Raw genomic sequence first — 23,562 nt, 5'->3', positions numbered from 1 at the left:
ATCAATTTTTTATCTAGTTCCCTTCATCGCTAAGTCGTTAGTAACCCCGAATGTTTGGTTTAATTGGTCATCTCACCAGCCTAGAACACGCCAAGTCCGTTGCTCAAAGTTTGGGGTATCCCGAATACGCAGAACAAGACTTAGACTTTTGGTGCAGCGCCCCGCCACAGATCGTCGATCATTTCAAAGTGACGAGCGCCACTGGCCAAACCATTGAAGGAAAATACGTCGAGTCGTGCTTTTTGCCAGAGATGCTGGCCAACCGTCGCATCAAGGCCGCTACGCGCAAAATTCTCAATGCCATGGCTCATGCTCAAAAGAACGGCATCAACATCACAGCGCTAGGCGGGTTCTCATCGATCATTTTTGAGAACTTCAAGCTCGATCAGATGAAGCGCGTGCGCAACTTAGATCTAGACTTCAAAAAATTCACCACTGGCAACACCCACACCGCCTACGTGATCTGCAAGCAGGTAGAAGAAGCTGCGCCCGGTCACGGCATTGATCTAGCCAACGCAACCGTAGCGGTTTGCGGAGCCACAGGTGACATTGGCAGTGCCGTCTGCCGCTGGTTAACCGCCCGCACCGGGGTCAAAGAGCTATTGCTGGTCGCCCGCAATCAGGAGCGTCTGAACAATCTCCAGGCAGAGCTTAAGTTTGGCCGGGTTGTGCCGCTAGATGAGGCGCTGCCTCAAGCTGATGTCGTCGTGTGGGTGGCCAGTATGCCCAAAGGCATGGAGGTTGACCTGACGACGCTCAAGCAGCCCTGCCTGATGGTAGACGGCGGCTATCCTAAGAATATAGACGTGACCTTTAAGCACCCGGGCATTCATGTGCTCAAAGGGGGCATCGTCGAGCATGTTCTAGACATCGACTGGCACATCATGAATATTGTGAATATGGATGTGCCGGGGCGTCAGCTCTTTGCCTGCTTTGCCGAGTCGATGCTGCTGGAGTTTGAGAAGCTGCATACAAACTTCTCCTGGGGCCGCAACCAGATCACCCTGGAAAAGATGGACTTGATTGGCGAAGCCTCGCGGCGACACGGGTTCAGGCCGCTGCTGACATAGGTAAAGGCCGCCCTAGAGACTACTGCTGTTAAGTGCTGGCCAGTCTTTCGCAAATTCCTGGCGAATTTCTGGCCGCTCCCTGATCAATCTTTGGGGCCAACAATTGCGGTAACCTAGTTTCATTATCACTGAGTTTGCTCCCCTCATGGCAACGACCGAACGTAGGCCAATTCTGCTGGATTTTGAGAAGCCGCTGGCCGAGCTAGAGTCGCGCATCGTCCAAATTCGCGAACTGGCTGAAGATAACGATGTAGATGTTTCTGACCAGATCTATCAGCTAGAGTCTCGGGCTCAGCAGCTGCGGCAGGAAATTTTTACTAGCCTATCGCCTTCGCAGCGGATTCAGGTGGCCCGTCATCCACGTCGGCCCAGCACGCTGGACTACATTCAGGCGATCAGCGATGAGTGGGTAGAGCTGCATGGCGATCGCCGCTCCGGCAAAGACGATCTGGCGCTGGTCGGCGGCATTGCTCGCTTTGAAGGCAGACCGGTGATGATGTTAGGTCACCAAAAAGGTAGGGACACCAAAGATAACGTCGCCCGTAACTTTGGCATGCCCGTGCCCGGCGGCTATCGCAAGGCCATGCGACTGATGGAACATGCCAATCGGTTTGACATGCCGATTATGACTTTTATTGATACGCCCGGAGCCTGGCCCGGATTTGAAGCTGAACAAATGGGTCAGGGAGAGGCGATCGCCTACAACCTCCGAGAAATGTTTAGTCTAGACGTGCCAATTATCTGCACAGTGATTGGCGAAGGCGGCTCGGGCGGGGCTTTAGGCATTGGCGTCGGCGACCGGCTGATGATGTTTGAGCATTCGGTTTACTACGTAGCTAGCCCCGAAGCCTGCGCCTCTATTTTGTGGAAAGATGCTGCCCGTGCGCCTCAAGCGGCAGAAGCGCTGAAGGTCACCGCTTGGGATTTGAAAAAGCTAGGCATCTTAGACCAGCTGCTGCCCGAACCGATTGGCGGGGCTCATGCGGCTCCGATTGAGGCGGCCAATACCCTACAGCAGGCGCTCTCGCAGAACTTAAATGCGCTGCTAGAGATGCCCTCTGAGCAAAGACGCGCTCTGCGCTATGACAAGTTTCGGCAAATTGGCGTATTCAACAGCTAGCCTCATAGCCCACGTCTTTAAACTAGCCTTTGCCCGCTCTTTGTCCGCCGCCAGCCTGAGCGAGGCTAGGGCAAAGCTCTCCAAGAGGCTACGCGCTATTTTTGATCTTTAGGAAGCACCAATGACAATCTCTGACGGGGTACCCGCCGCCAATGGCCAAGATTTGAGCAATGGCGCGCTTGGCAGCAGCAAACCCAAAGGCCAGGTACGCCCCGACCGTCAAACCAAACACGGCCAGCCGCCTCCCACTACACCAGACCCTATCCAGGAGAGCAGCCCGATGATGGAGGCGGTGCGTACCATGCTGCTCTCCATCGGTGAAGATCCAGAGCGTGAGGGCTTGCTCAAAACGCCTTACCGAGTAGCTGAAGCTATGCGTTTCTTAACTCAGGGCTATTCTCAGTCTTTAGAAACCATTGTCAATGATGCCATTTTTGACGAGGGGCATAATGAGATGGTGCTGGTGCGCGATATCAACTTTTTTAGCCTGTGCGAGCATCATATGCTGCCGTTTATGGGCCGCGCTCATGTGGCGTACATTCCTAATCAGCGGGTGGTGGGCCTGAGTAAGCTAGCGCGGATTGTTGAGATGTATGCCCGCCGTTTGCAGGTGCAGGAGCGGCTCAACCGCCAGATTGCAGAAGCGGTTCAGGAAATACTAGACCCTTTAGGTGTGGCCGTGGTGATGGAAGCCAGTCATATGTGTATGGCCATGCGCGGCGTGCAAAAGCCGGGTTCTTGGACGGTGACCAGTGCTATGGTAGGCGTGTTTGATGAAGATGCCAAAACCCGAGAAGAATTCTTAAGTCTGATTCGCCATCAGCCGGGGTTCGCCAACTACTAAGTTGCCAGCTACTAATTTGCCGACTGCTAAACGGGCGGTGCGTAGTGTAGTGCGACTGCTTCGCTGGGTGCTTTTCTTTTGCGAAAACCAGCGATAGAGTTGGGGGTATTCTGTTTATTTTTTATGTGAATGACCGCTATGACAACTGACGCACCGACCGCTCCAGCTTTTTCGGCTTTTTCAGATGGAGATAGCGAAACGTCAATGACTGCTGGCCATGTAGAAGTGATCGAAACGGTCATTTCCAGCCTGGAGCAAGAAGGTACCGCGATGGTTAACCATTCAGAAGATGGCTACCTGTGGAAGTTTAAATACGGCACGGTGGATGTATTTGTGCAGCTGACGGGCGAAACGGATGATGATACGCTGACAACCTGGTCGCCAGTACACAAGCTGCCGGTACAAAACGAAGCCGATATGATGCGCCGCTTGCTAGAGCTAAACTGTGGCGGCACCTTTGAAGCCTGCTTTGGCCTACTTGATCAAAACGTAGTGGTGTTTGCCTCACGCACGCTTAAAGATATCAACGCCAGCGAAATTTCCCGGCTGATGACAATCGTGGCTTCAATTGCCGATGAAAATGACGAGGTGCTGCTGAAGGACTATCCGGCAACCTAACCGCTCTTAATACTCAGCCACTCTATGGATTTTATAACTGCCTATGCTGCGCTGGTTTTGGGTGCTGCCTGTCTTTTTGCAAAGGTGGGCTTTTTGGTCTGGGCATATGTCCGCACTCACAAGCTAGCGCCAATTTTCTATGGAATATACGTTGTAGCGAGCGTCGTATTCCCAGTAGTGATTCTGCCTCAGGTCAGCCCTAGCTACTACCCTCTTTATTCAATAGCGTCAGGTGTGCTAGAGGCGATTCTCTTTGTTTGGCTGGTGCGATCGCTCCTAAAACGCCCAACCAGACCCCTGCCTAACGATGCCTGACCCCTGGCGATTGCTGCCGGTGTATGAGGGCACAGGTGCTGAGCACATGGCGATCGATAGCTGGCTGCTCGATCAGCATGTGAAGGGGTTGCAGCCATCGTGTTTGCGGTTTTATACGTGGCGATCGCCCACTATCTCTCTCGGCTATCACCAGCGTCAGTTTCCCGACTTCTGGAATACTTTGCAGTGGCAGGGCCAACCGCTTGACCTCGTGCGCAGACCTACCGGGGGCCGCGCCGTGCTGCATCAGGGCGACCTTACCTATGCGCTGATTACCTCAGGCTTGAGCGGATCGCGTAGAGAAATCTACCGGCAGCTCTGCCAGTTTTTAATTGAGGGATGGCAGAGATTAGGCGTAGAGCTGACCTTTGGCGCAGCCGGGCGGGGCTATATTCACAAGCCCAACTGCTTTGGCACTGCAACCGCCGCTGATTTGGTCATGCACGATGGCTACAAGCTGATTGGCAGCGCTCAGGTTTACCGTGACGGCTGCGTCCTGCAACATGGCTCTATGCGACTTCGCCCAGACAGCGAGCTATTTGAGCGAGTATTTGATGAAAAGATTGTGCCGCCAAATATACTAAAATCAGTCCTCACAGCAGAGGGGATGAATGAGATTGTGACTGTTTTGGCACAGGCGGCTCAAGAGATATTGGGTGTTGCTTTCGCCGTGCAGCCGCTCACTGCCATAGAGATACACTGCGCGTCTACAGGCCACCCGCCAAAACTTGAGCGGCTGTCAGACTGAGGCTGCGGAATGTCGGCGACTGAATTTTCTCTTCGCCGCGAAATTCGTGAGGGGTATACAGGCTGTCTTCTGCAACGAAAATCGTGATTTGCTCACTCAACGGATCGACAATCCAATACTCTGGGATCTCTAGAATGTCGTATTCTGGGCGTTTTGCCCAATAGTCCTCAGTTTTGGTAGAGGGGCTGACCACTTCAACGACTAGTAGCGGCGGTGGCTCGTTGAAGTCAATAACGGCTTCTCTGCCGATCATTGATTTAGCCTGAGCGAGTGGCAGGACTGTGATACCCGGAATGCGCGATGTGTTTTGACGCCCGCTCCGGGGCGATCGCACGCCAATGGCACCCGACATCGCCTTGTGTGGTTCATCCCATTCGGCAAGCACTAACTTAAACTGCTCAGCTAAAAAATTAATAATGAGCGCATGTATACCCGTCCCTACGCTCATCGCTTTCAGTTTTCCATCAACCAGCTCATAGCGAGTATCAGTACCATCCTCGTAGGCAAGGTATTCCTCAAAAGTGAGTTTTTGGGTAGTGACCGTCATCCAGATTCCTCCGTCCTACGCTTGAGTCAGCGTTTCCTCATTCTAAGCCTGTTCAATAGACTGAGCGACCGCCCCTAGCTGCAGCCCGGCTGGGTAAGTGCCTTCTTGCTTGATCTTCTGGATAATCGCTTCAGAGATAGGGAATTTCAGCTGCTTTGCCAGCGCTCGCACGATCTCGCCGCGATCTAGCGTACCTGCGACAGCATCAGCAGGCGTCAAGACGGTCAGCCGGTCTATTTTCTGCTGCTCCATCAGCCTGATCGCATCGACCAGTGCCGTTTCTTCGCCCACATGTGGAATCTCTAGCAGCGGGCGGGCAATGCTGTGCAAACTACGAGTTTCCCACTGACTGCGCTCCACCTGCCGCAAGTCTTCGAGCGAGACCAAGCCGCGATAGCGCCCGTCAGAAGCGGCAAAGTACAGCGGAGTGGCCTGCTTATCTTGCAGCAGACATTCATCGGCAAACTCCCGCAAAGACATGTCGGCATCGAGCACGCGAAAGTCCCGAACAGTGGCATCGCTGACCTTAAGCTTGGTTAGCCCTTCTTGCAAATCGTTCATGCGGGTGTAGGCTCCGGCATTGCGCAAGATGAAAAGGCCGATGAGCGCAGGCCATAGCAAACTGAGATTGCCAGAGAAGAAGAAAGCCAGCAGGCTCAGAGAAATTGCCAGCCAACCCACTACCTGCCCAGACTTAGCGGCCCAGCGGACGCCTTTGGCCCGGTTGTTACTGGCTTTCCATACGGCTGCTTTAAAGATTTGGCCACCGTCTAGCGGGAGGCCCGGAATCAGATTAAACAGCGCCAGCACTAAGTTAGTTTGCGCCACGCTAATGGCAATTCGGCTGGCAATCACCGGCAGCACTGAGATATTGCCAACCAGGCTCAGAGCGAAAAATAGCGCTAAGCTGACCGCAGGCCCAGCGATCGCCACCTGAAAAGCCTCGCCCGGCGTTTTTGACTCGCGCTCAATCGAAGCGACCCCGCCAAACAAAAATAGCTTAATAGATTTGACAGTAATGCCCTGAGAGCGCGCTACCAGGCTATGACCTAGCTCATGTGCCAGCACCGAGGCAAAGAGTAAAAGGGCTAGGAGCAGCCCCGCACCATAAGCGCCAAGTGGCCCAACCAGGGTTTTCCATTCGGGGTCGCTGCCCTGTAAAAAGGTGATCAGCAGCACCACGAAAAACCAGGAATTGTCAATAAATAGCGGGATGTTAAAAAGAGAGCCCACTCGCCAACCAGATTGCATAAGCGATATCCTTCGATACAGGTCAAAAAGGGCGAGTCAGCGCCTGTTAAAGCCCAACTAAAGCCCGATATTAAAGAGTTATCTGTATTGTACCGACTCTATGGATTGGCCAGAGGCTGCGGCCTTTGTGGATAACCGGCTATGCTGATGGATTCGGCAATCTGAAGCGAGGTAGATCAAAAGGAATGACATGCTCCAGGTGAAGATTTGTGGGATTACTCAGGTGGAGCAGGGGCAGGCTATAGCTCGCTTAGGCGCGACAGCACTAGGCTATGTTTGTGTGGCGCGATCGCCCCGCTATATCCCCCCGGAAAAAATTGCGCCTATTACTACCGCCCTGCCCAAAGTTCAGCACTTCGGGGTATTTGCCAATGCGCCGCTATCAGACATCGTCGCCGCTGTTAAGACTGCGGGGCTGAGCACCGTCCAACTGCATGGCGACGAAACGCCAGCCGCCTGTCAGCTGCTGCGTGATGCCCTCATAGCCGCTGGCTTACCCCATATTAAATTGGTCAAAGCGCTGCGAATTCGCGCTGCTGCCGATTTAGATACTGCGCTCAGCTACGAACCTGACGTAGATGCGCTTTTGCTAGATGCTTACCATCCTGACCAGCTAGGCGGCACCGGTAGAACGCTAGACTGGCCGACCTTGCAGACATTCGCCCCAAATCGCCCCTGGTTCCTGGCAGGTGGGCTCACACCAGACAATGTGCTCAGCGCTCTTGCTCAGCTCTCTCCAAACGGCATCGACCTCTCTAGCGGGGTAGAGAGGTCACCGGGAGATAAAGACTTACAAAAAGTCCGTCAGCTATTCGACCAAATCAAGTCTGCTCAAGCGGCGGGCTTATAGGCCACCCAATACTTACTCATAAAGTGGTTATGGGTTTTGACATCGGTAAAGCCAGCTGTTTCCAGTCGGTTCACCATGTCATCAGAAATGTAGTTCCGGTAGTAGGGCTCGTGGAAGATCGCCGGGAAGTTTTCCATCATCGGTTCAAGCTCAGGCGTATCCAGTTTTTGAATTGAGTCGCAAATGACAAAGATGCCGCCGGGCTTGGTCACTCGGTAAGCTTCGTTAATGACGTTTTGACGCGCCTCCGCTGGCAGCTCGTGAAAGAGAAACGTGCTGGTCGTCGCTTCAAAAAACTCGTCTACAAAGGGCAACTGCTCGCCATTTGCTTGAATCAGCTGGGCGGGAGTGCCTTTTACGTCAGTCAGGTTCTCATTCGCCTTGCGCAGATACGCCGGGGAAAGATCGACGCCGTAGAGAGCAGCTTCAGGCATAGACTGATTGATCAGCTTCAGACTGTTGCCAGTGCCACAGGCAATATCCAATACCTTTAGCGGCTGAGGTGTATTCTCAGCGGGCACTGTACTCAAATGCTGCTTCAGCGGCGCTAAAATGCGGCGACGCATGGGGTCGGCAGTACCGTTAAAGAGCACCTCTACCTGTAAGTCGTAAAGATTGGCAGAGGTGTCGCTAAAGTAGCCGTCAGTTTGGTGGTGAAAGTTTTGAACGTAGTAGGCCGGATAGCCCTCTGTATTGATGCCATCGCTGAATTCCTGGTAGCGCTTACCGTTAGCCCGCTCCCAGATGCCGAGCAGGTCGAGGCACATTTCGGGGTAGTAGCGAAAAAAGTCATTCCAGCGATTTTCAAACAGGGACCACTTGGGATATACGCCATTTTCAGCGTCCTGCCAATCGACTTCGAGCAGGTCGTTGATGCGAGCCTGAATGCTCTGAATCATCTCTGGCGTGAGCGGGTTAGGCTCTTCCCGCTCTTTGGGTGACATCGTGTTCAAGATGCGGGTACTGAGGGTCTTGTGGGCAAAGCCAAAAACCTGCTTGCCCTGCTGAAATGTCTGGTAGGCGATCTTTGTGAGGGTATCTGGTGTGAGAGTGTCTGGTGTGAGAGTGTCTGGTGTGAGAGTGTCTGGCATAAGAGGTATCGAGTCTGAGCGCAGCTTAGTTATGAGGAAATTGTTTCTCTATTGTAAAAGAGTGTTACGAAAGTTGTGGGAGCCGATAGATAGAAAGCTGTGTAAAAGCTGCCAAGCGACTAGAGCAAAAAACAAAAGAAGCCCCCTGCTAACAGGCGACTTCTTTTGTGTAAAACCGACTGACCGCTTTTCAGAGGCCAGCAGCTTCAGAATTTAGAGGATTTGACCTACTTGATGAAGAGCATCTCTTCGTAGGTAGGCAAAGGCCAGAGATCGTCAGCCACTTCGCCTTCTAGGGTGTCGACAGCTTCGCGCACGCTGTCCATCATGCTGCGCAGGGTCGTTGCACAGTACTGCATATGGTCTTCGACTGAGTCAAAGTCGTGCTTTTGCACGGCGGTCTCTAGCTCATTGGCTCCCTCTAAGAGAGTTTTAGCCAGGCCTGCTACCTTTTCGACGCTGGATTTATCAACGCTGATGCCGATTTCGCTAAGGTTGGCGATCGCCCCAGCCGACTCACTCAGATGGCGCATCACCGCCGGGTAAATCAAGGTCTTAGCCATATCAGTCACCAGCTTCGCTTCCACATCAATGAACAGAATGTACTGCTCGGCGTATACTTCAAAGCGGCTTTCTAGCTCAGTAGGCGAGAGCACACCCGTACTTTCAAACAGCGTTTTGATGATCGGATCTTTCAGGAAGGGGAGGGCATCAGCCGTCGTCGGAATATTGAGTAACCCGCGCTGCTCAACTGCCTCGGTGTGCCATTCTTCAGAGTAGCCATTGCCACCAAATACAGCCGAGCCGTGCTTGCTCATGATGTCTTGGAGAATCGGCTGAATCAGCTGACCGACTTCTTCGGGGCCTGCTTTGCGATCGCCCAACTTGGCCTCTAGCTGATCGGAAATCCAGCCAAGCGAATCAGCCATCATGGTGTTCAGCGCAATTAACGGGCCAGAGACTGACTGGCTAGAGCCTACAGCGCGGAACTCAAAGCGGTTGCCGGTAAAGGCGAATGGGGAAGTGCGGTTGCGATCGCCCGCATCCTTAGTCAGAGGCGGCAGCACATCCACGCCCAACTGCATCACACCCTTATGGCTAGAGCCCTTCAGGTCACCGTCTTTAATCTGATTAAAGATTTCTTCTAGCTGGCTGCCCAAATACACAGACATAATCGCCGGGGGCGCTTCATTTGCTCCCAACCGGTGATCGTTACTCGCTGTGGCAATCACCGCCCGCATCAGCGGACCATACATATGAACGCCACGAATCACCGCGCCGCAAAAGGCTAAAAACTGCAGGTTCTCCTCGGGCGTATCACCGGGGTCTAGCAGATTGCCCTGAGTGGAGTTACCAATTGACCAGTTGACATGCTTACCAGAGCCATTGATCCCAGCAAAGGGTTTTTCGTGCAGCAGGCAAACAAAGCCATGTTGCTTGGCCGTATCGCGCAGCGTCGTCATGATCATCTGCTGATGGTCGCTGGCAACGTTGGCAGATTCAAAAACCGGGGCAATCTCAAACTGTCCAGGAGCCACCTCGTTGTGACGAGTCTTAGCCGGAATGCCTAGCTTGTAGAGCTTTTCTTCGACATCGTGCATGTATGCCTGCACCCGAGCTGGAATCGCACCAAAGTAATGGTCATCAAACTGCTGACCCTTCGCAGGCGGCTTACCAAACAGTGTCCGACCCGCTAGCAAAATATCGGGCCGAGTATTGGCAAAGTTAGCATCAATCAAGAAATACTCTTGCTCAGCGCCGCAGCTAGAGCTAACAGTTGCAATGTTGTTGGAGCCTAGCAGCTTCAGCAAGCGCTTAGAGGCTTTGTCAACGACAGAAATCGAGCGCAGCAGCGGCGTCTTCTTATCGAGCGCTTCGCCTGTCCAGGAGATAAAGACCGTAGGAATGCATAGCGTCGCGCCCTGCTCAGTCTCTAGAATGTAGGCCGGGCTAGTCACATCCCAACCGGTGTAGCCTCTAGCTTCAAACGTATCGCGGATGCCGCCATTGGGAAAAGACGAACCGTCAGGCTCTCCTTGAATCAGCAGCTTGCCCGAAAATTCTGAAATGACATCCCCATTGCCCTGGGGTGAAATAAAGCCGTCGTGCTTTTCGGCGGTGAGGCCAGTGAGCGGATAAAAAACATGGGCATAGTACATAGCGCCTTTAGAAATTGCCCAGTCGCGCATAGCGCCAGCGACCGCATCTGCCACTGAAGGGTCTAGTTTTTCACCCGATTGAATCGTCTTCTTAACTGACTTGAAAACTTGCTTAGGAAGGCTCGCCTGCATCTTATTTAGGCTGAAGACGTTTGAGGCCCAGAGGTCTTCTAGCTTCTCAGGCTCTTTGACAGCGATGGGTTCCCGGTTGGTAATCTCGTAAATTGCTTGAACGCGCGATTCGTTTCCGGTCATAATTCTTCAATTCCTAAGTGTTTCGGAGGCCATAGAGGTGTATTGATCCTATGGATAGCGCCTGACAGATTTTGTATCGTTATATACCGAACGTTTAACAAGTTTTGTTAGATCGCCTTTACAGATCGGATTGTGGGTGCAACCCAACGTTGCAAATGGGTACGAATGAGTGTGAATTGTAAACTTTTCCTTCGATAACACTTATGTAATCGGGGCGGAGATGAGAGGATTTGTCCCGCATGGTAGACTTGGGGGTAATAAGTCTAGGGAGTCAAACCCTTTGACGCCTGTGCTTTCCAAGGTTTTAGATTCGTTCTAAGCCCTTGAGCAAGGCATATACCTTAGGGCAGAAAATCCTTAGGACAGAAAATCCTTAGGACAGAAAATCCTTAGGACAGAAAATCCTTAGGACAGAAAATCCTCAAACAGACAACCTTACGGGCGCTCACTTGGTCGCCCAACGTTGGGAGAACTTCATGCGAGATACGGTCACCAGTTTAATTAGCAATTACGACACCACAGGTCGCTACCTGGATCGTGCTGCCATGGAATCTTTGCAGTCGTATTTCACCACTGGCGCAGATCGCGTCAAAGTGGCGGCAATCATTAGTGCTAACGCCGCTGAGATTTCGAGAGAGGCGGGCAAGCGCCTGTTTGAAGAAGTGCCCGAGCTGCTGCGTCCGGGTGGCAACGCCTACACGACCCGGCGCTACGCTGCCTGCCTGCGAGATATGGACTACTATTTGCGCTACAGCACCTACGCGCTAGTCGCCGGGAATAACGATGTGCTGATGGAGCGCGTCCTTCAGGGCTTACGCGAGACCTATAACTCTCTGGGTGTACCGATCGCGCCCACGGTCAAAGGCATTCAGATCATGAAAGAAATGGTCAAAGACAAAGCTGCTGAAGCAGGCATTACAGAGACTGCCTTCATCGATCAGCCCTTTGACTTTATCTCGCGCGAAGTCAGTGAAGTCAGCATATAGGCTTTGCCTGCCCTGCGCGCCTGATTGAACCACCGCTGAACCGCCGCAATCGAGGCTCCGCTAGACGGAGCCTTTTTTGTTTTCTAGTATTTCTTTAGTGTTCCTTCACTGCTGGCTTATGCTCGCCCTCGGTATTGACTTTGGGACTTCTGGCGCGCGTTCAGTCGTTCTCGACTCGGGGAGTGCGGTAGTTGCACACTCTCGCCATCGGTTTGCTAGCGGAGAGGCGACTAGTCCGGTGGCCTGGCAGCAGACGCTGTGGAGATTGATTGAAGCGATCGCCCCACCTCTGCGTTCTCAAATAGAGCGGATTGCGATCAACGGCACCTCAGCCACCGTACTGCTGTGTGATCAAAACGGCCAGCCGCTGGTGGCTCCTCTGCTGTATGGCGACGATAGCGCTCGCTCTGCGCTGCCTGCGGTGAAGGCAGCAGCGCCCCCAGAGAGTCCGGTACTGAGCGCCACCTCTAGCTTGACCAAGGCAATGGGGTGGTACCAGACTTTAGATTCGGCAGTGCGATCGCAAGCCACTCATCTAGCACATCAGGCCGATTGGCTAGCCGCACTGCTGCACGGCCAGTCTCCCGCCAGCGACTATCACAACGCGCTCAAGCTGGGCTACGATGTCGGCGCGCTCGCCTATCCAGACTGGCTGCTAAGCTTGCCGGTGGCCCCGTGGTTGCCGATAGTGCGCGTGCCAGGAGAAGCGATCGCCCCAATCCTTCCTGCCGTTGCCAAGCAGTTTTCGCTCTCTCCGACCTGTCAAGTCTGCGCTGGCACCACCGACAGCATCGCCGCTTTTCTAGCGAGTGGAGCCTGTGATCCTGGCGAAGCTGTTACGTCTTTAGGCTCCACGCTAGTACTCAAGCTACTTAGCCGCCAACCGATTAACAATCAGGCTTTTGGCATTTACAGCCATCGGCTAGGCGACCTGTGGCTCGTGGGCGGCGCATCTAATACAGGTGGGGCGGTTCTCCAGCAGTTTTTTAGCGCTGAGCAGCTAACAGAACTCAGCGCCCAGATAGACCTCTCTCAGCCCTGCCCGCTGCATTACTATCCGCTGGCTGCGCCGGGTGAACGGTTTCCGATTAACGACCCGGACTATCCGCCGCAGCTGACTCCTCGCCCGCCGCAAGATCGGGAATTTCTCTATGGGCTGCTCAATGCCATGGCACGGATTGAAGCCGAAGGTTACCAAAAACTGAGTAGCTTGGGTGGCCCGCCTTTACAACGGGTCTATACCGCAGGTGGCGGTGCCCAAAATTTGACCTGGCAGCGACTGCGCCAGCGATGGCTGAGCGCCAAGACAGGCCGAACGATAGACGTAGCAGTGATCGCTCCTCACACAGAAGCCGCCTACGGTACCGCGCGGCTAGCCATGAATGGGCTCAGCCAATTTACAGAATTGAGATCTGAAAGATCTAAAAACTGAGAGCAGGTCTCGCTACCGGTCTAAAATGCCGGACTCAACCACCGAGCTGATCGCCCCGGCGATACTGCATGTAGGCTGCCACGAACAGGCCAATCAGGGTAACGGGGATCAGACCTAAAACGATGCCAGATAGTAAAGGCTCTACCACAGTGATTTTCCTCTCTTGTCGGTACAAATAATTTGGACTAAGCCACCAGTGAGCCCCCTAAAGGCGGCCTTCTAGCCAGCTATTAGCGAGTCGCCGGATGTCTTATTCTACGGTCCACTTATTCAATCTTAATGTGGATCGAGATCCTAAACGAAGAAATACACTCAAGTTCACTAACCGCGTCTAATTTTCAGCGATGGGCAGGCTCGCCAAAGGAATAACCTACAGGTGGTGACAGAGATTGCCCTGCCTGAAAGGGCGCGGCAAAGGGCATATAATGACTGATATGCTTGAACTCTAACCGTCTTAGATAGCTACAGAGGCGGCAGATATAAGCAGGCAATATTGTTTAGGTCTGTATTGAAACTTGTCTTATTCTCTGAAAAAATCTTAAGCTATGTGTAGTTAAAGAGTTGTTACGAGATGCTGGGTGTGGCAACAGAGAGCGTTCAGAAGCAAATGATGCAAGACCAGCCCGCAGAGAAATCTACGGAGTTTCAGACTGGCCAGAGAAACGGCTCCCTGGCCCGGCAGGCCGTAATAACTATAGTGAGCTTAGTGCTGGGGCTGGGGATCGCCTTATGGGGCGTTCATGCCCTACAGGCAAGCGATCCCTACGTGCAGGGCGTGCTGCAGCTGACTGGCGATGTGGAGCGGGGGCGCGAAATTTTTCAGCTTAACTGCGCCACCTGCCACGGCCTCGAAGCAGCGGGTGAAGTGGGCCCGGATTTGCACAACGTGCCTGAGCGTAAATCGCGGGCGGCGCTGATCCACCAGGTAACGAGCGGTCAAACGCCCCCGATGCCTCAGTTTCAGCCTAATAAGAAGGATATGGCTGACCTGCTGAGCTTTTTAGAAACGCTGTGACGACTGCGGGCAAGCCGCAGCTATTGCCAGAAGCCCGCTTCGCATTTGAGCAGTCTTTCTAAGATGGCTACCTGTGCCGACTCTCCCGTCAGTCGCTGCGCCTGCCGAATTTTCTGCTCAGCGGCAATATTAGCCAGCTCCATTTGCAGCCGCTGGTGGTAGGCTTGCTCGACGGTGTCGGGAGTTGGTAGCGGCGCGCTGGCCCGGTTCAGCTGGTAAGAGCGGGCCAGGTCAAAGCTGAGCTTGGTGGCCAGGGCGCGGAGAACATACTGCTGCTCTGGGCGGGCGATCGCTATCCAACCCTCTATCGGCTTTGCCAGAATTTCTGCCATTTCGCTGTCTGAAAGCTGTCGCTGCAGCCAGGCTTCGACGGTAGAAATCGGCCAGTCAGTGGTTTCTTCATCGACTTTGGCAAAGGCATGGGCTTCGGCGTAAGAGACTTGGCCATCCGCGTTATAGTCAGCCGAAGAAACGGGGGTGCCGGTGCGATCGCGCCCGCTTAGCCCCGCAAAAAAGCTAGAGCTATAGTCTTTGTAGTCAGCTTCATTCACCGCAGGCGTGCAGCCTACCGAAGGCCGCGAGGCCACTGTCGCAAAAAATCCGCAGCGAGTCTGCAAAGCGACTGGCTGCGCCGGGTCACCGTTCTCGTAGATCAAATTGGCAAACGACCCTGCATAGCACTGAGCCATCATCGTTACGAAGGGCTGCTCAGCAGGCAGGGCATCTAGCCAGCCAGCCATAGCTTTTACAGAGACCAATCGCTCACCCCATAGGATCAACCAGTTGTTGTCTTCATTCTCAGCGTTGTGAGCGCCGTGACCGGTGAAGTAAAAGAAAGCTGGGCAGGGTTCAGCTTGGGCAATGGCCTCAAACCAGCCACGCGTATTTGACCAGGTAGCGGCCCCATTCAGGCCGGGAATATCGGGCGGTTTGAATTGCTGCTGGTCATTTTCATCAAGATAGCGGACCGTGGCCTGACCGTCGTTGCCGTTAGCAAAAAATAGGTGAGCGGTAGCCGGATCGAATCCGAGATGAGTGAGCGATCGCTGAAAATAGCGCAGGTTCTTCTCAAGCGCAATTTCGTTGTAGCTAGGCGCACCCCCCCCGGCCACTGCGCCAAAATAAGTATTGGCTGACGCGGGCAGCGTAATCTGCGCAATCGGAGCCGGTAGCTCCAGCGCTCTCGATGCAGTTCTATCCCAGGCAGACTGTAAAGACGCGGGCAGCGCCAGGTTCCCCCGGTTGACTGAGCCATCCAGCCACCAGGCCGCACAGCTAATCGATAGCCCGACGGCGACGCCGCTTAGTAGCTTGATGATAGGCTGCATAGCTGCTGAGAATCCGCTCGAAACACGCTTCTATTGTAGGCAAGCGATTTCCTATTCAGTACCCGTAGATGCCGCGCTACATTCGGCACAGGCTGGCGGCCAACCCCTGAGTGATTTTTGCCATCGCTTCTATATTTAGGGTCTCTATACGATCTGAAGCGGTGTGATAGTGCGGATTTCTCAGATGGGCGGTGTCAGTTACGAGCACTGCCGGGTAGTCTGCATCCCAAAAAGGAGCGTGGTCGCTGCGTCGGGTATCGGGAATTTGCCTGCCCCGGTTGACTACCGGTAACCACTGGCAGGGCGCACCTGCCCGCTGCAAACAGCGCTTCATACTCATCATTTTAGGAATCGTTGGGCCATTGCCAATGAGGGCAATGAAATCACCCGTATTGGGGTAAATGCGCCGAAGCAAGTCGAGCGGATATTGCTGAGAGTGAGGGGCAGCTGAAAAATAGCCGAGCATTTCTAAAGACAGCATCAGATGAATCGGGCGCTGCGCTTGACGCCAGGTCTGAGCGCAGGTGGTGCTGCCTACCAGACCGTACTCTTCTAAGTCAAAGGCCACCAGGTGGATGGGCCGATGCGGACGATTGGTAGAGGCTTTATCTGCTAGCAGCTCGGCTAGCACCAGCATCACCGCTACCCCGCTGGCGTTGTCATCAGCGCCCGGAGAACCCGGTACCGTATCGTAATGGGCTCCTACCAAAATTGGCGCAAGCTGAGACTGATCGCCCGCTAGATCGAGGCTCCAGTTGATATGTTCGCGCCCTCGCACCAAAAAGCGTTGCGCCTTAACCTGCCCCCACTCACTTAGCGCTGAGCGAATATACTGCTGCGCTAGCTGATATCTGCCCGAGGCGAGATAGGGATCTCGGGGGCCAGTTAAAGCTTGCAAATGGCGGTTGAGCCGCTGGGTTATCTCTGAGCGTTGCACGGTCGCCCTGGCGTCTGGTCGATTTGAATATAGCGTTGCCCGGATGCATTCGGGTAACGCGAGTCACTTGGCCTGTTGTTATGCAAAGGTTTTGTCTGCGTTGCTGTATTCAAGCCAAGTGACCAACGCTATATTTCCTGTAGCGTATCTTCTGCCGGTATCCTTCACAGTATTGGCCGTCGTATTTAAGCCAATACTTGCACCTTAAGCATGAACCGATGGGTGAGACAAAAATGGGCAAAGGGCAGGCAGCTAAACGATCACGCTATCTATCCCAGGTTCGCATTCGCGTAGATCAGGGCCGCTTTCAGATCCTCGGGTTGGGGGCTTGGTATTCCTACTGGCGATCACCCTATTACCTGATGCTGACGGTGCCGTGGCAAGGCTTTTTCGCGATTACCATTGGTCTGTATGCGATCGCCAATGCCTTTTGCGCGCTGCTGTTTTTGCTAGGTGGCCCTGATACTATTATCAACGCTGAGCCGGGTTCATTTAGCGATGCGTTTTTCTTTAGTGTGCAGACTTCGGCCTCGATTGGCTATGGGGTGATGTCGCCGGGCAATACCTATGGCCATTTGTTAGTCACGCTAGAGGCGATCGTTTCGCTCCTGGGAATCGCCGTGCTCACAGGGCTCGCTTACGCCCGGTTCTCTCGGCCCACAGCCCAGGTGCTCTTTAGCCAGGTAGCGGTGGTCACGCCTTTTCAAGGCACACCGACGCTGATGTTCAGGGCCGCCAATGAGCGCCGTAACCAGATTTTAGAAGCGCAGATGCGGGTGTACCTCACGCTCGATGAAGTCAGCGAGGGTAAAATGATGCGCCGCTATTACGATCTAAGCCTACTGCGCGATCGCAACCCCAGCTTTTCTCTCACCTGGACTGCCCTCCATCCGATTGATCCATCAAGTCCGCTCTATGATCTCTCTCACGCCGATTTAGTCCGTACCCACGCCGCCCTGCTAGTCTCTTTTAGCGGCGTTGACCAAACGGTGGCCCAGGCTATCCACACCCGTCACACTTACTACACGGGCGATATTTTGTGGCACCGGCAGCTAAAAGATATTATTCATGTCACGGAGACGGGCGATCGCCAGATCGATTTTGCGGCCTTTCATGAAGTGGAATAGTTTTCATAGATAGGGCTATTTTGTCAATGGCTTTGACCGATTTTTAGATTAGCTTTTCAAAAGTGAGCTGACGACAGGGCCAAACTTTCTCTTCCTAAATCGCTCAACTGGTTGATTTCTGGTTGTTCTGACCTCTTCATGAAACCTTAACCTGACGCGCTTTTACCGGCAGCGCGGCAGTTGGAAAAATTAAAAGGCGGGATCAAGTCTGTATAATTGTAGATTCTGATACAAAAAGATCCGGAAAAATTATACCTGGTGCAGAGCGTTCGGCTAGCCTACGGGTCTTACGCTTGGCTAGCGCTGCTAATGCCTTTAATTCGAGATGCAAGATGCACTCTGAGCCGCAGCCAGAAAAAACCGTTAGAAAACAGTCAGAAGTGTATGGATGCCCCAGTTTTACCGCCCTCTCAGGACAATATTCCTGCCATTGTGACCAGCGCAACTGAGCCAGCCCAGCCTCCTTTTATACCCGCCTTATTAAGTCCGGTCAGCGTTTGGCAAGCAGTTTACGGTACTCAGTCCGGCGCTCACACGCTTCAAAGTAGTTCGCTAGACCCGACGGCCACCTCCTTCAATTCAGCCCAAATCTCTACGCCTGCTAGCTTCTGGGCATGGCTCTGGTTGACTAACTCTTTTGATTTTGTGGCGCGAACCTTACGAGCAACCCAGATCGATAGTGCTGGGCATAACCAGAACAGGGCGGCAGTGCTCATTGAGCGATCGCCTCGTGACAGCGGGCAAAGCTCTACGACGATGGCAGCTGAAATCACAGTCAAGCGGGTTGACCTCACGCCTGAGCAGGTAGCCGCTGAAAATGCAGACTGGGCAGAAGCCTTTAGGGAAAAGTGTTTGGCTTACGGTCAGGGTGAACCAGCAGCAGGCCCGCTCTACCAGATCAGCTTGCGCGAGCAGACTTTGGGCTATGTCGCCGGTGAAGGCCGCGCTTATCTGCTGGCCGAGCAGCTAAAACGGTTGCTGCGGCAAGGCTCGTTTGAGCCGGAGGCGATCGCTCCGGCTCCGACTGCATCCGACGCCAACAACTTGGAGTCTCCTAGCGTGATGATTAGCGCTAATGACCGCGAGCTGTTTGCGGTCAATCCGTCTATGACCGAATCAATCGGCTACGGCCCCGAGTGGACAGCCATTTCTTGGGCTAACAACTTACGAGTGGCGCTAGCCGCAGAACCGCTGAGCCCGGCTGAGGCCCAACTATCTTTAAAAGGGCTGCAGGCTTCAGAAGCGTCACTCTCTGGAGAGGCCTCCTGGTACGGCCCTTATTTTCACGGTCGCACGACTGCCAACGGCGAAACCTTTAACCAAAACGATCTCACCGTAGCGCACAAGTCTCTGCCCTTTGGCACTCGTCTCCAGGTACGCAATCTGCTCAACGATCAGACGGTGATTGTAAGGGTGAATGACCGTGGGCCTTATATAGGCGATCGCTCTCTCGATCTCTCCAAGGCAGCAGCTCGCTGCCTTGGCAGTGAGCAAGTAGGCGTCATTCCCTACGAAGCCGTCATCTTAAAAGAGGCTCAGCCGCTAGCAGTGGCTTCCGAGTCCTAGCGGCTGGTGGCACCGATGCATGCCTCTATGTTGTCTGTCTTTCTATCCGTTTTCTGACTTGTCTTCTGGTGAAGCAGGCACGCTGCCCCGCAGCTGCCGGTCAATCTGGCCCAGCGTACTCAGGTCGCCCTTCGGCAAATTGTGTTTAAAGCCCGACCAGCTCTGAGGATCGGGCTGCTGTAAAAAGTCAAAAGCGCGACGAAAATCGGCCGGGGTTGCTGCAATCGGCGCACTGAAGTGACAGGGCACAATCTGCTGAAAGTCCCATTGGGTAATCCGGTCTACCCAGGCCAGCACTGCCTCCGGCCCCCGGTTGAAGATCAGGGTTTGTAAAATGGGGGCGACCAGCAGCTGTCCGTCCTGGCGCAGCATTGCAAATGACTTACGCCAGCCCTGCTGCCACTGAAAGGGGTACAGACCAAAGTAGTTTTTCTTAGACCGGTTAGGCGAGCTAACGGCATTTTGCAAAATGCTTTTAAGCGGATGCACATTCAGCGTCTCAGGCTGAAAGTAGAAGGTAAAGAGCGCGATCCGTGCCCAGCCCTTGCGTCGATTGGCCGGATTGTCTTCCAGGGGGTCTTGAGCGCTGTTGCGAGCGTGAAACATTAGCGGATAAGGGTCTTGGGCGACGACTTCCGGCGGATCTACCGGAATGGAAAGAACTGTATCAACTGCCAGCAGCGATCGCGTCTCCCGATGAAAAAAAGCGACCTCGGTGTAGGGCTTAACGCTCAGCTCAATGGGCCCCACCGTCGCGTAGTCAAATTCGTCGTAAAAGGGCGTCTGACGCGGGTCAGCCGGTAGCGTATGGGTGCGCTTAGCCGGAAAGCCCAGCCAGCTCATGGGCAAATCAATCGGAAAGCTCCACTGGTTGGGCGCGACAAAGACCTGCGATCGCTTAAACCTCTGAGCAAACGGCCCCGCAAAGTACTTATGCTCTACGCCAGTGACCGTCGGCAAAATCACATACTTCACTTCACCGTGATCGACCTCCAGATCTCTGACTAGCCGCAGACATTCGCGCGTTGGTGCTACCGGCGAGAAAACTAGCAGCCCGCCTTCAGCCAGCTTGATCACCGTCATCCGAATCGGCACCACCACATAAAAAATCCCCTGCACCTGCTCAAAGAGCCAGAGCTTACCGGGAATAATCTCCCGGCGAAGCGTGCGCCGCTGGCCGTAGGGATAAATCGGCACCACCGGCCATAGCAGCCAAGAGCGATCGCCGCGCTTACGATCAGCCGTTTTAAGCATAGAGTCGGGCATGGAGATAGGGGGAGGCGCGGTCATTCAAGCTAACTTTCCCTGGCTACTGGGTTAACCCTAGCCTACAGCAGCTCAATATTAGAAAACGCGATTTCCATATCCGGGCTATCGGCTGACTTCACGGTTCGCTTGGCCAGAATGGTGTAGCCGCCAACTTCGGTGTAGTCATCAGTAAACTCGCTACGACCCTGCTGCACTTCGCCGGTCTTGGGGTCGTGGTATACCGAATCGTAAGTGCGAGACAGGTATCCATTGCCGGTGTCGTAACTGCTAAAGGTGTGAATGGTCACGACGACGCCATGAATGTGGCGATGAACCATCGTGAATTCGTTATCTTTTACCTTGTAGGCATCGTTTTTAGCCTTACCGCCGACCGCAATTTTGACAGCGCCGTCCGCTTCTTTGCCCTCAATGGTAAAGGTGTTTTCTCCGTGGGTTTTTTCAAACGGGCGGCTCACCCGGTGAATGGCTACTTCCCACAGCTGGCTTTTGATGATCTTTGCCGCCGCTTCATCGGCCACGTCAAACACCTCGGCTGACAGGTCAGGGTTCACCCGGGCCTTGCCCTGACTCACCTGGTCGCCCTGCTTCAGCGTCACATCAGTGGTGTAACCCGGAAAAGAGGAATCCCAGGTGTAGCGATTTTCGTAGGCGGCCTGAACCAGTTCGCGGGCGGAGACTTGGAGGGCAGTCATAGTTTTGGGTGTAAATTTTTGTGTGGACAACAGCTGCTCTGCAAAAGGCAAAACAGCGGGCGATCGCTCACTAGCAACTAGCTACGATCTTAATGCAAAGACGATAAATGCAGCGGCAATCGGCTGACCGGCGCATAGACCTGCTCAGCACCGCCGACCGCTGGCTCAGTTTCAATCCGTGTCGCTTCGACTTTCCACTGAACGCATTTTCCCCAAGCCTGCTGTCGAATCCAGCAAAATTTCCCCAGATAGCGCTCCAAGATGAAGTCTGGCAAATCACTGGGCTGACCTTTCAGGCGGACAAACGTTCCTGGCATCAGTTGAGTGTTCATAAGCACCTCGGTCAGCATCGTCAGAACTGCGAGAAACAGATCAAAAATGGTTCGTTTGTACTATAAGAGTATCCGGCTCAAATATCTAGGCTCAAATATCTATAGGAGCGAAGCTGCGCCCATCTATAGGTGACTTCTTCAAAGAGAGTTTTGCAGAGCTACTTTGCTGCGGATTTTTCTATAGTTAATATTTATTAAATATATGAAAATGGTCGCGCTACTGCAGAGGTAACGCTATCTGTCTTTTTATATATTTTGCTGGCCGAGATTGACAAACCTGAGAATGGACAGAGGTTATACAGGCGGTAAGCTCTCTACCCTGGCTAGGTAGCTATGTGGGTTGAGTACACTCCACAGGCCAAATTAGTAACTTCTTGAGAAATCATCTAATGGCAAAGCCAGCGTTCAAAAAAGGTGACCGGGTAGAGTGGCCTTCTGGGCAGGGCACAGCGACCGGCACGGTGCAGGAGCACCTGACTAAAGATAAGCAGGTAGATGGCAATACCGTCTCTGCTTCCAAGGGCGATCCGCGCTATCTCGTTGAGAATGACAATACTGGCAACGTGACCGGTCATCGCCCGGATGCGCTATCCAAGGCCAGCGCTCAGTCCAGTTCTCAGGCTGATTCGAGCGGTCGTGCGTCCTCGTCTGCAGAGAGCGGTGCCGATAGCTTTGAGTCAGGCGATCGCGTTCAGTGGAACACTAGCCAGGGCAAAACAACCGGCACCATCAAAGAAAAACTCACTGAAACGACCGATATTAAAGGATATACGGCCAAAGCCACCGAGTCTGATCCGCAATATCTGATAGAAAGCGAAAGCACAGGCAGCGAAGCCGCTCACAAGCCAGAAGCTTTAGGCCCAGCTGAATAGCGGTTGCAACCCCAACTCGGGCTAGTCAACTCGGGCCTGGGCTGAGCTAGTGGCTCTATCGGGCCTGAGGGGTTCAGCTACCGGTGACGGTGGCGGTGACGGTGCTCAGCCTCATGAGTTTCCTGGTGACGGAGCGCTGAAGTCGTCAGCCGGGTGGTGTAGATCATCACCCCTAGCGTTGCAACCAGACCTAATGCCTGAAAAACCATGTTTTCGGGCTGCCCGTTTAGCGTGAGTATGTTGGCGCTAAAGGTGCCGACATAGACATAGGTAAAAATGACCGGCAGCATTCCCAGCCAGGAGAAAAACAGATACTCCCAAAAATTAATTTGAGTCAGGCTAAAGCCATAGTTAAGGATATTGGAAGGGAGCAAAGGCGATAGGCGGCTGAGCAGTACTATCTTCCAGCCTTGCTGGGCAAACGCCCGGTCTAACCTGTGAAACCGGCTGTTCTCTCGTACGACTTTAATAATCCAGCGGCGAGCCACTGTTTGCCCAATCACAAAGCAGGCGGCAATGCTCAGGGTGTCGGCGATAGAAGCGCTGACGACGCCTTCTGTCAGGCCAAATAGGGTGCCCGCTGCCAGGATTAAAACGATGTTGGGCAAGCCAAAAATAGCCGCAACGATATAGATGGCCATGAACATCGGAATGGTCCAAACTCCCCACCCTGCCAGCCATTGATGGGCGTCAGTGAGCCAGGTCACTAAGGGCATCTGGCTGATCACAACGGCTAAGCAGCTGGCGATCGCCAGCCCTACCCAAACCCGTTTTTTTCGCAGCCAAGCCAAAGTCATATCCATACAAGCTTTCAACCCTGAGCGTAGGGATTCTTGAACTAAGTTCTTAAAGTTTTAAGCAGTGCAGCCTCGTCAGGCCACCCTCAAAATGAGTACAGGTAAAGTGAGTGCAGGCAAAGTGAATACAGCATGAGCATACTGCCTAGACAGCGTTACAGTGCGTTCGACTGGCGATATCGTCTATCCATCACGCTCTATCTACTAAAACCCCTGTCAGAAACGGAAGCCCATGGTAAACAGGCTAGAAACGAATCTCCAATATCCAATAGAAATCAGCTTTTGAGTATGGAGCAGCGCCCGGTTTTACAATGCCGACATTAAGTGATGAAGCTAGCGCC

Annotated in this window: 24 protein-coding genes; 13 read left to right on the top strand and 11 right to left on the bottom strand. The window is 53.6% G+C overall.

What is annotated here, in order from left to right:
• Positions 1-50 precede the first annotated feature (50 nt).
• From CKL79_RS11175 to CKL79_RS11150, 6 genes are all read left to right on the top strand, one after another.
• Positions 51-1,070 carry a long-chain acyl-[acyl-carrier-protein] reductase gene (locus CKL79_RS11175; protein WP_121969660.1) on the top strand — a complete coding sequence of 340 codons (1,020 nt, stop codon included), beginning with the start codon at positions 51-53 and terminating at the stop codon, positions 1,068-1,070.
• 145 nt (positions 1,071-1,215) lie between these two features.
• Complete coding sequence (locus CKL79_RS11170) at positions 1,216-2,190, top strand: acetyl-CoA carboxylase carboxyltransferase subunit alpha (RefSeq protein WP_121969659.1); 975 nt, start codon at positions 1,216-1,218, stop codon at positions 2,188-2,190.
• Between the two features lie 121 nt (positions 2,191-2,311).
• Positions 2,312-3,034, top strand: coding sequence for a GTP cyclohydrolase I FolE (folE, locus tag CKL79_RS11165; RefSeq protein WP_121969658.1), 723 nt, complete (start codon positions 2,312-2,314; stop codon positions 3,032-3,034).
• Between the two features lie 138 nt (positions 3,035-3,172).
• Complete coding sequence (locus CKL79_RS11160; RefSeq protein ID WP_121969694.1) at positions 3,173-3,652, top strand: YbjN domain-containing protein; 480 nt, start codon at positions 3,173-3,175, stop codon at positions 3,650-3,652.
• Positions 3,653-3,676: 24 nt separating this feature from the next.
• On the top strand, positions 3,677-3,967 hold the full coding sequence (locus CKL79_RS11155) for a hypothetical protein (protein WP_121969657.1): 291 nt from the start codon (positions 3,677-3,679) through the stop codon (positions 3,965-3,967).
• The gene (locus CKL79_RS11150; protein WP_121969656.1) at positions 3,960-4,715 is read left to right on the top strand and encodes a lipoate--protein ligase family protein; all 756 of its coding nucleotides are present in this window, start codon (positions 3,960-3,962) and stop codon (positions 4,713-4,715) included. The genes CKL79_RS11155 and CKL79_RS11150 overlap by 8 nt, the downstream gene beginning before the upstream one ends.
• Here CKL79_RS11150 and CKL79_RS11145 read toward each other — a convergent pair.
• Complete coding sequence (locus CKL79_RS11145; protein WP_121969655.1) at positions 4,675-5,262, bottom strand: Uma2 family endonuclease; 588 nt, start codon at positions 5,260-5,262, stop codon at positions 4,675-4,677. The two genes, CKL79_RS11150 and CKL79_RS11145, sit on opposite strands and share 41 nt — an antisense overlap.
• Positions 5,263-5,304: 42 nt before the next feature.
• The gene (locus CKL79_RS11140) at positions 5,305-6,513 is read right to left on the bottom strand and encodes a site-2 protease family protein (protein WP_121969654.1); all 1,209 of its coding nucleotides are present in this window, start codon (positions 6,511-6,513) and stop codon (positions 5,305-5,307) included.
• Between the two features lie 190 nt (positions 6,514-6,703).
• On the opposite strand from CKL79_RS11140, the gene CKL79_RS11135 reads away from it, so the two are divergent.
• On the top strand, positions 6,704-7,363 hold the full coding sequence (locus tag CKL79_RS11135) for a phosphoribosylanthranilate isomerase (RefSeq protein WP_121969653.1): 660 nt from the start codon (positions 6,704-6,706) through the stop codon (positions 7,361-7,363).
• Here CKL79_RS11135 and CKL79_RS11130 read toward each other — a convergent pair.
• Complete coding sequence (locus tag CKL79_RS11130) at positions 7,345-8,454, bottom strand: class I SAM-dependent methyltransferase (RefSeq protein ID WP_121969652.1); 1,110 nt, start codon at positions 8,452-8,454, stop codon at positions 7,345-7,347. The genes CKL79_RS11135 and CKL79_RS11130 overlap by 19 nt on opposite strands.
• A 227-nt stretch (positions 8,455-8,681) precedes the next feature.
• Entirely contained in the window at positions 8,682-10,868 is a 2,187-nt protein-coding gene (locus tag CKL79_RS11125; protein WP_121969651.1) for a glutamine synthetase III, read from the bottom strand.
• Between the two features lie 476 nt (positions 10,869-11,344).
• Between CKL79_RS11125 and apcB the strand changes: the two genes are divergently transcribed.
• The gene (apcB, locus tag CKL79_RS11120) at positions 11,345-11,854 is read left to right on the top strand and encodes an allophycocyanin subunit beta (RefSeq protein WP_121969650.1); all 510 of its coding nucleotides are present in this window, start codon (positions 11,345-11,347) and stop codon (positions 11,852-11,854) included.
• Between the two features lie 118 nt (positions 11,855-11,972).
• Positions 11,973-13,286, top strand: a complete 1,314-nt coding sequence (locus tag CKL79_RS11115; RefSeq protein WP_121969649.1) for an FGGY-family carbohydrate kinase — start codon at positions 11,973-11,975, stop codon at positions 13,284-13,286.
• A gap of 34 nt (positions 13,287-13,320) precedes the next feature.
• On the opposite strand, the gene petG is transcribed toward CKL79_RS11115, so the two are convergent.
• Positions 13,321-13,434: a cytochrome b6-f complex subunit V gene (petG, locus tag CKL79_RS11110; protein ID WP_121969693.1), complete on the bottom strand. Its 114-nt coding sequence runs from the start codon at positions 13,432-13,434 to the stop codon at positions 13,321-13,323.
• Positions 13,435-13,893: 459 nt separating this feature from the next.
• On the opposite strand from petG, the gene CKL79_RS11105 reads away from it, so the two are divergent.
• Complete coding sequence (locus tag CKL79_RS11105; RefSeq protein ID WP_205879060.1) at positions 13,894-14,301, top strand: cytochrome c; 408 nt, start codon at positions 13,894-13,896, stop codon at positions 14,299-14,301.
• Between the two features lie 20 nt (positions 14,302-14,321).
• Here the strand turns inward: CKL79_RS11105 and CKL79_RS11100 are convergent, their stop codons facing one another.
• On the bottom strand, positions 14,322-15,629 hold the full coding sequence (locus tag CKL79_RS11100; protein WP_121969648.1) for a Caspase domain-containing protein: 1,308 nt from the start codon (positions 15,627-15,629) through the stop codon (positions 14,322-14,324).
• 76 nt (positions 15,630-15,705) lie between these two features.
• Positions 15,706-16,566, bottom strand: a complete 861-nt coding sequence (locus CKL79_RS11095; RefSeq protein WP_121969647.1) for a M28 family peptidase — start codon at positions 16,564-16,566, stop codon at positions 15,706-15,708.
• A 218-nt stretch (positions 16,567-16,784) separates the two neighbouring features.
• Here CKL79_RS11095 and CKL79_RS11090 point away from each other — a divergent pair, with 218 nt between their 5' ends.
• Complete coding sequence (locus tag CKL79_RS11090; RefSeq protein ID WP_240518804.1) at positions 16,785-17,693, top strand: ion channel; 909 nt, start codon at positions 16,785-16,787, stop codon at positions 17,691-17,693.
• 384 nt (positions 17,694-18,077) lie between these two features.
• The gene (locus CKL79_RS11085) at positions 18,078-19,259 is read left to right on the top strand and encodes a septal ring lytic transglycosylase RlpA family protein (protein WP_240518803.1); all 1,182 of its coding nucleotides are present in this window, start codon (positions 18,078-18,080) and stop codon (positions 19,257-19,259) included.
• A gap of 42 nt (positions 19,260-19,301) precedes the next feature.
• On the opposite strand, the gene CKL79_RS11080 is transcribed toward CKL79_RS11085, so the two are convergent.
• The 3 genes from CKL79_RS11080 to CKL79_RS11070 all read right to left on the bottom strand — a co-directional run bounded on the left by CKL79_RS11080 (position 19,302) and on the right by CKL79_RS11070 (position 21,552).
• Positions 19,302-20,513, bottom strand: coding sequence for a DUF4336 domain-containing protein (locus tag CKL79_RS11080; protein WP_121969689.1), 1,212 nt, complete (start codon positions 20,511-20,513; stop codon positions 19,302-19,304).
• A gap of 74 nt (positions 20,514-20,587) precedes the next feature.
• A complete protein-coding gene (locus tag CKL79_RS11075; RefSeq protein ID WP_121969646.1) occupies positions 20,588-21,220 on the bottom strand; it encodes a DUF3386 domain-containing protein in 633 nt (210 codons plus the stop codon).
• Between the two features lie 89 nt (positions 21,221-21,309).
• The gene (locus CKL79_RS11070; RefSeq protein ID WP_170944035.1) at positions 21,310-21,552 is read right to left on the bottom strand and encodes a hypothetical protein; all 243 of its coding nucleotides are present in this window, start codon (positions 21,550-21,552) and stop codon (positions 21,310-21,312) included.
• Between the two features lie 389 nt (positions 21,553-21,941).
• On the opposite strand from CKL79_RS11070, the gene CKL79_RS23475 reads away from it, so the two are divergent.
• On the top strand, positions 21,942-22,424 hold the full coding sequence (locus tag CKL79_RS23475; RefSeq protein WP_205879059.1) for a DUF2945 domain-containing protein: 483 nt from the start codon (positions 21,942-21,944) through the stop codon (positions 22,422-22,424).
• A 77-nt stretch (positions 22,425-22,501) separates the two neighbouring features.
• Here the strand turns inward: CKL79_RS23475 and CKL79_RS11060 are convergent, their stop codons facing one another.
• Positions 22,502-23,227 (bottom strand): VTT domain-containing protein, encoded by a 726-nt coding sequence (locus CKL79_RS11060; protein ID WP_205879058.1) that lies wholly within the window; start codon positions 23,225-23,227, stop codon positions 22,502-22,504.
• Positions 23,228-23,562: the final 335 nt, after the last annotated feature.

The organism is Leptolyngbya sp. BC1307, assembly GCF_002286735.1.
In the GTDB taxonomy this organism is placed as follows: domain Bacteria; phylum Cyanobacteriota; class Cyanobacteriia; order Phormidesmidales; family Phormidesmidaceae; genus Phormidesmis.
The sequence above is the reverse complement of the archived record's forward strand: the minus strand, read 5'-3'. Positions and strand labels throughout refer to the sequence as shown.

Coding starts and splice junctions, on each gene's coding strand:
- CKL79_RS11175 (WP_121969660.1), top strand. CDS start 51: ATGTTTGGTTTAATTGGTCATCTCACCAGCCTAGAACACGCCAAGTCC.
- CKL79_RS11170 (WP_121969659.1), top strand. CDS start 1,216: ATGGCAACGACCGAACGTAGGCCAATTCTGCTGGATTTTGAGAAGCCG.
- folE (WP_121969658.1), top strand. CDS start 2,312: ATGACAATCTCTGACGGGGTACCCGCCGCCAATGGCCAAGATTTGAGC.
- CKL79_RS11160 (WP_121969694.1), top strand. CDS start 3,173: ATGACAACTGACGCACCGACCGCTCCAGCTTTTTCGGCTTTTTCAGAT.
- CKL79_RS11155 (WP_121969657.1), top strand. CDS start 3,677: ATGGATTTTATAACTGCCTATGCTGCGCTGGTTTTGGGTGCTGCCTGT.
- CKL79_RS11150 (WP_121969656.1), top strand. CDS start 3,960: ATGCCTGACCCCTGGCGATTGCTGCCGGTGTATGAGGGCACAGGTGCT.
- CKL79_RS11145 (WP_121969655.1), bottom strand. CDS start 5,262: ATGACGGTCACTACCCAAAAACTCACTTTTGAGGAATACCTTGCCTAC.
- CKL79_RS11140 (WP_121969654.1), bottom strand. CDS start 6,513: ATGCAATCTGGTTGGCGAGTGGGCTCTCTTTTTAACATCCCGCTATTT.
- CKL79_RS11135 (WP_121969653.1), top strand. CDS start 6,704: ATGCTCCAGGTGAAGATTTGTGGGATTACTCAGGTGGAGCAGGGGCAG.
- CKL79_RS11130 (WP_121969652.1), bottom strand. CDS start 8,454: ATGCCAGACACTCTCACACCAGACACTCTCACACCAGACACTCTCACA.
- CKL79_RS11125 (WP_121969651.1), bottom strand. CDS start 10,868: ATGACCGGAAACGAATCGCGCGTTCAAGCAATTTACGAGATTACCAAC.
- apcB (WP_121969650.1), top strand. CDS start 11,345: ATGCGAGATACGGTCACCAGTTTAATTAGCAATTACGACACCACAGGT.
- CKL79_RS11115 (WP_121969649.1), top strand. CDS start 11,973: ATGCTCGCCCTCGGTATTGACTTTGGGACTTCTGGCGCGCGTTCAGTC.
- CKL79_RS11105 (WP_205879060.1), top strand. CDS start 13,894: ATGATGCAAGACCAGCCCGCAGAGAAATCTACGGAGTTTCAGACTGGC.
- CKL79_RS11100 (WP_121969648.1), bottom strand. CDS start 15,629: ATGCAGCCTATCATCAAGCTACTAAGCGGCGTCGCCGTCGGGCTATCG.
- CKL79_RS11090 (WP_240518804.1), top strand. CDS start 16,785: ATGGGTGAGACAAAAATGGGCAAAGGGCAGGCAGCTAAACGATCACGC.
- CKL79_RS11085 (WP_240518803.1), top strand. CDS start 18,078: ATGGATGCCCCAGTTTTACCGCCCTCTCAGGACAATATTCCTGCCATT.
- CKL79_RS11080 (WP_121969689.1), bottom strand. CDS start 20,513: ATGCTTAAAACGGCTGATCGTAAGCGCGGCGATCGCTCTTGGCTGCTA.
- CKL79_RS11075 (WP_121969646.1), bottom strand. CDS start 21,220: ATGACTGCCCTCCAAGTCTCCGCCCGCGAACTGGTTCAGGCCGCCTAC.
- CKL79_RS11070 (WP_170944035.1), bottom strand. CDS start 21,552: ATGAACACTCAACTGATGCCAGGAACGTTTGTCCGCCTGAAAGGTCAG.
- CKL79_RS23475 (WP_205879059.1), top strand. CDS start 21,942: ATGGCAAAGCCAGCGTTCAAAAAAGGTGACCGGGTAGAGTGGCCTTCT.
- CKL79_RS11060 (WP_205879058.1), bottom strand. CDS start 23,227: ATGGATATGACTTTGGCTTGGCTGCGAAAAAAACGGGTTTGGGTAGGG.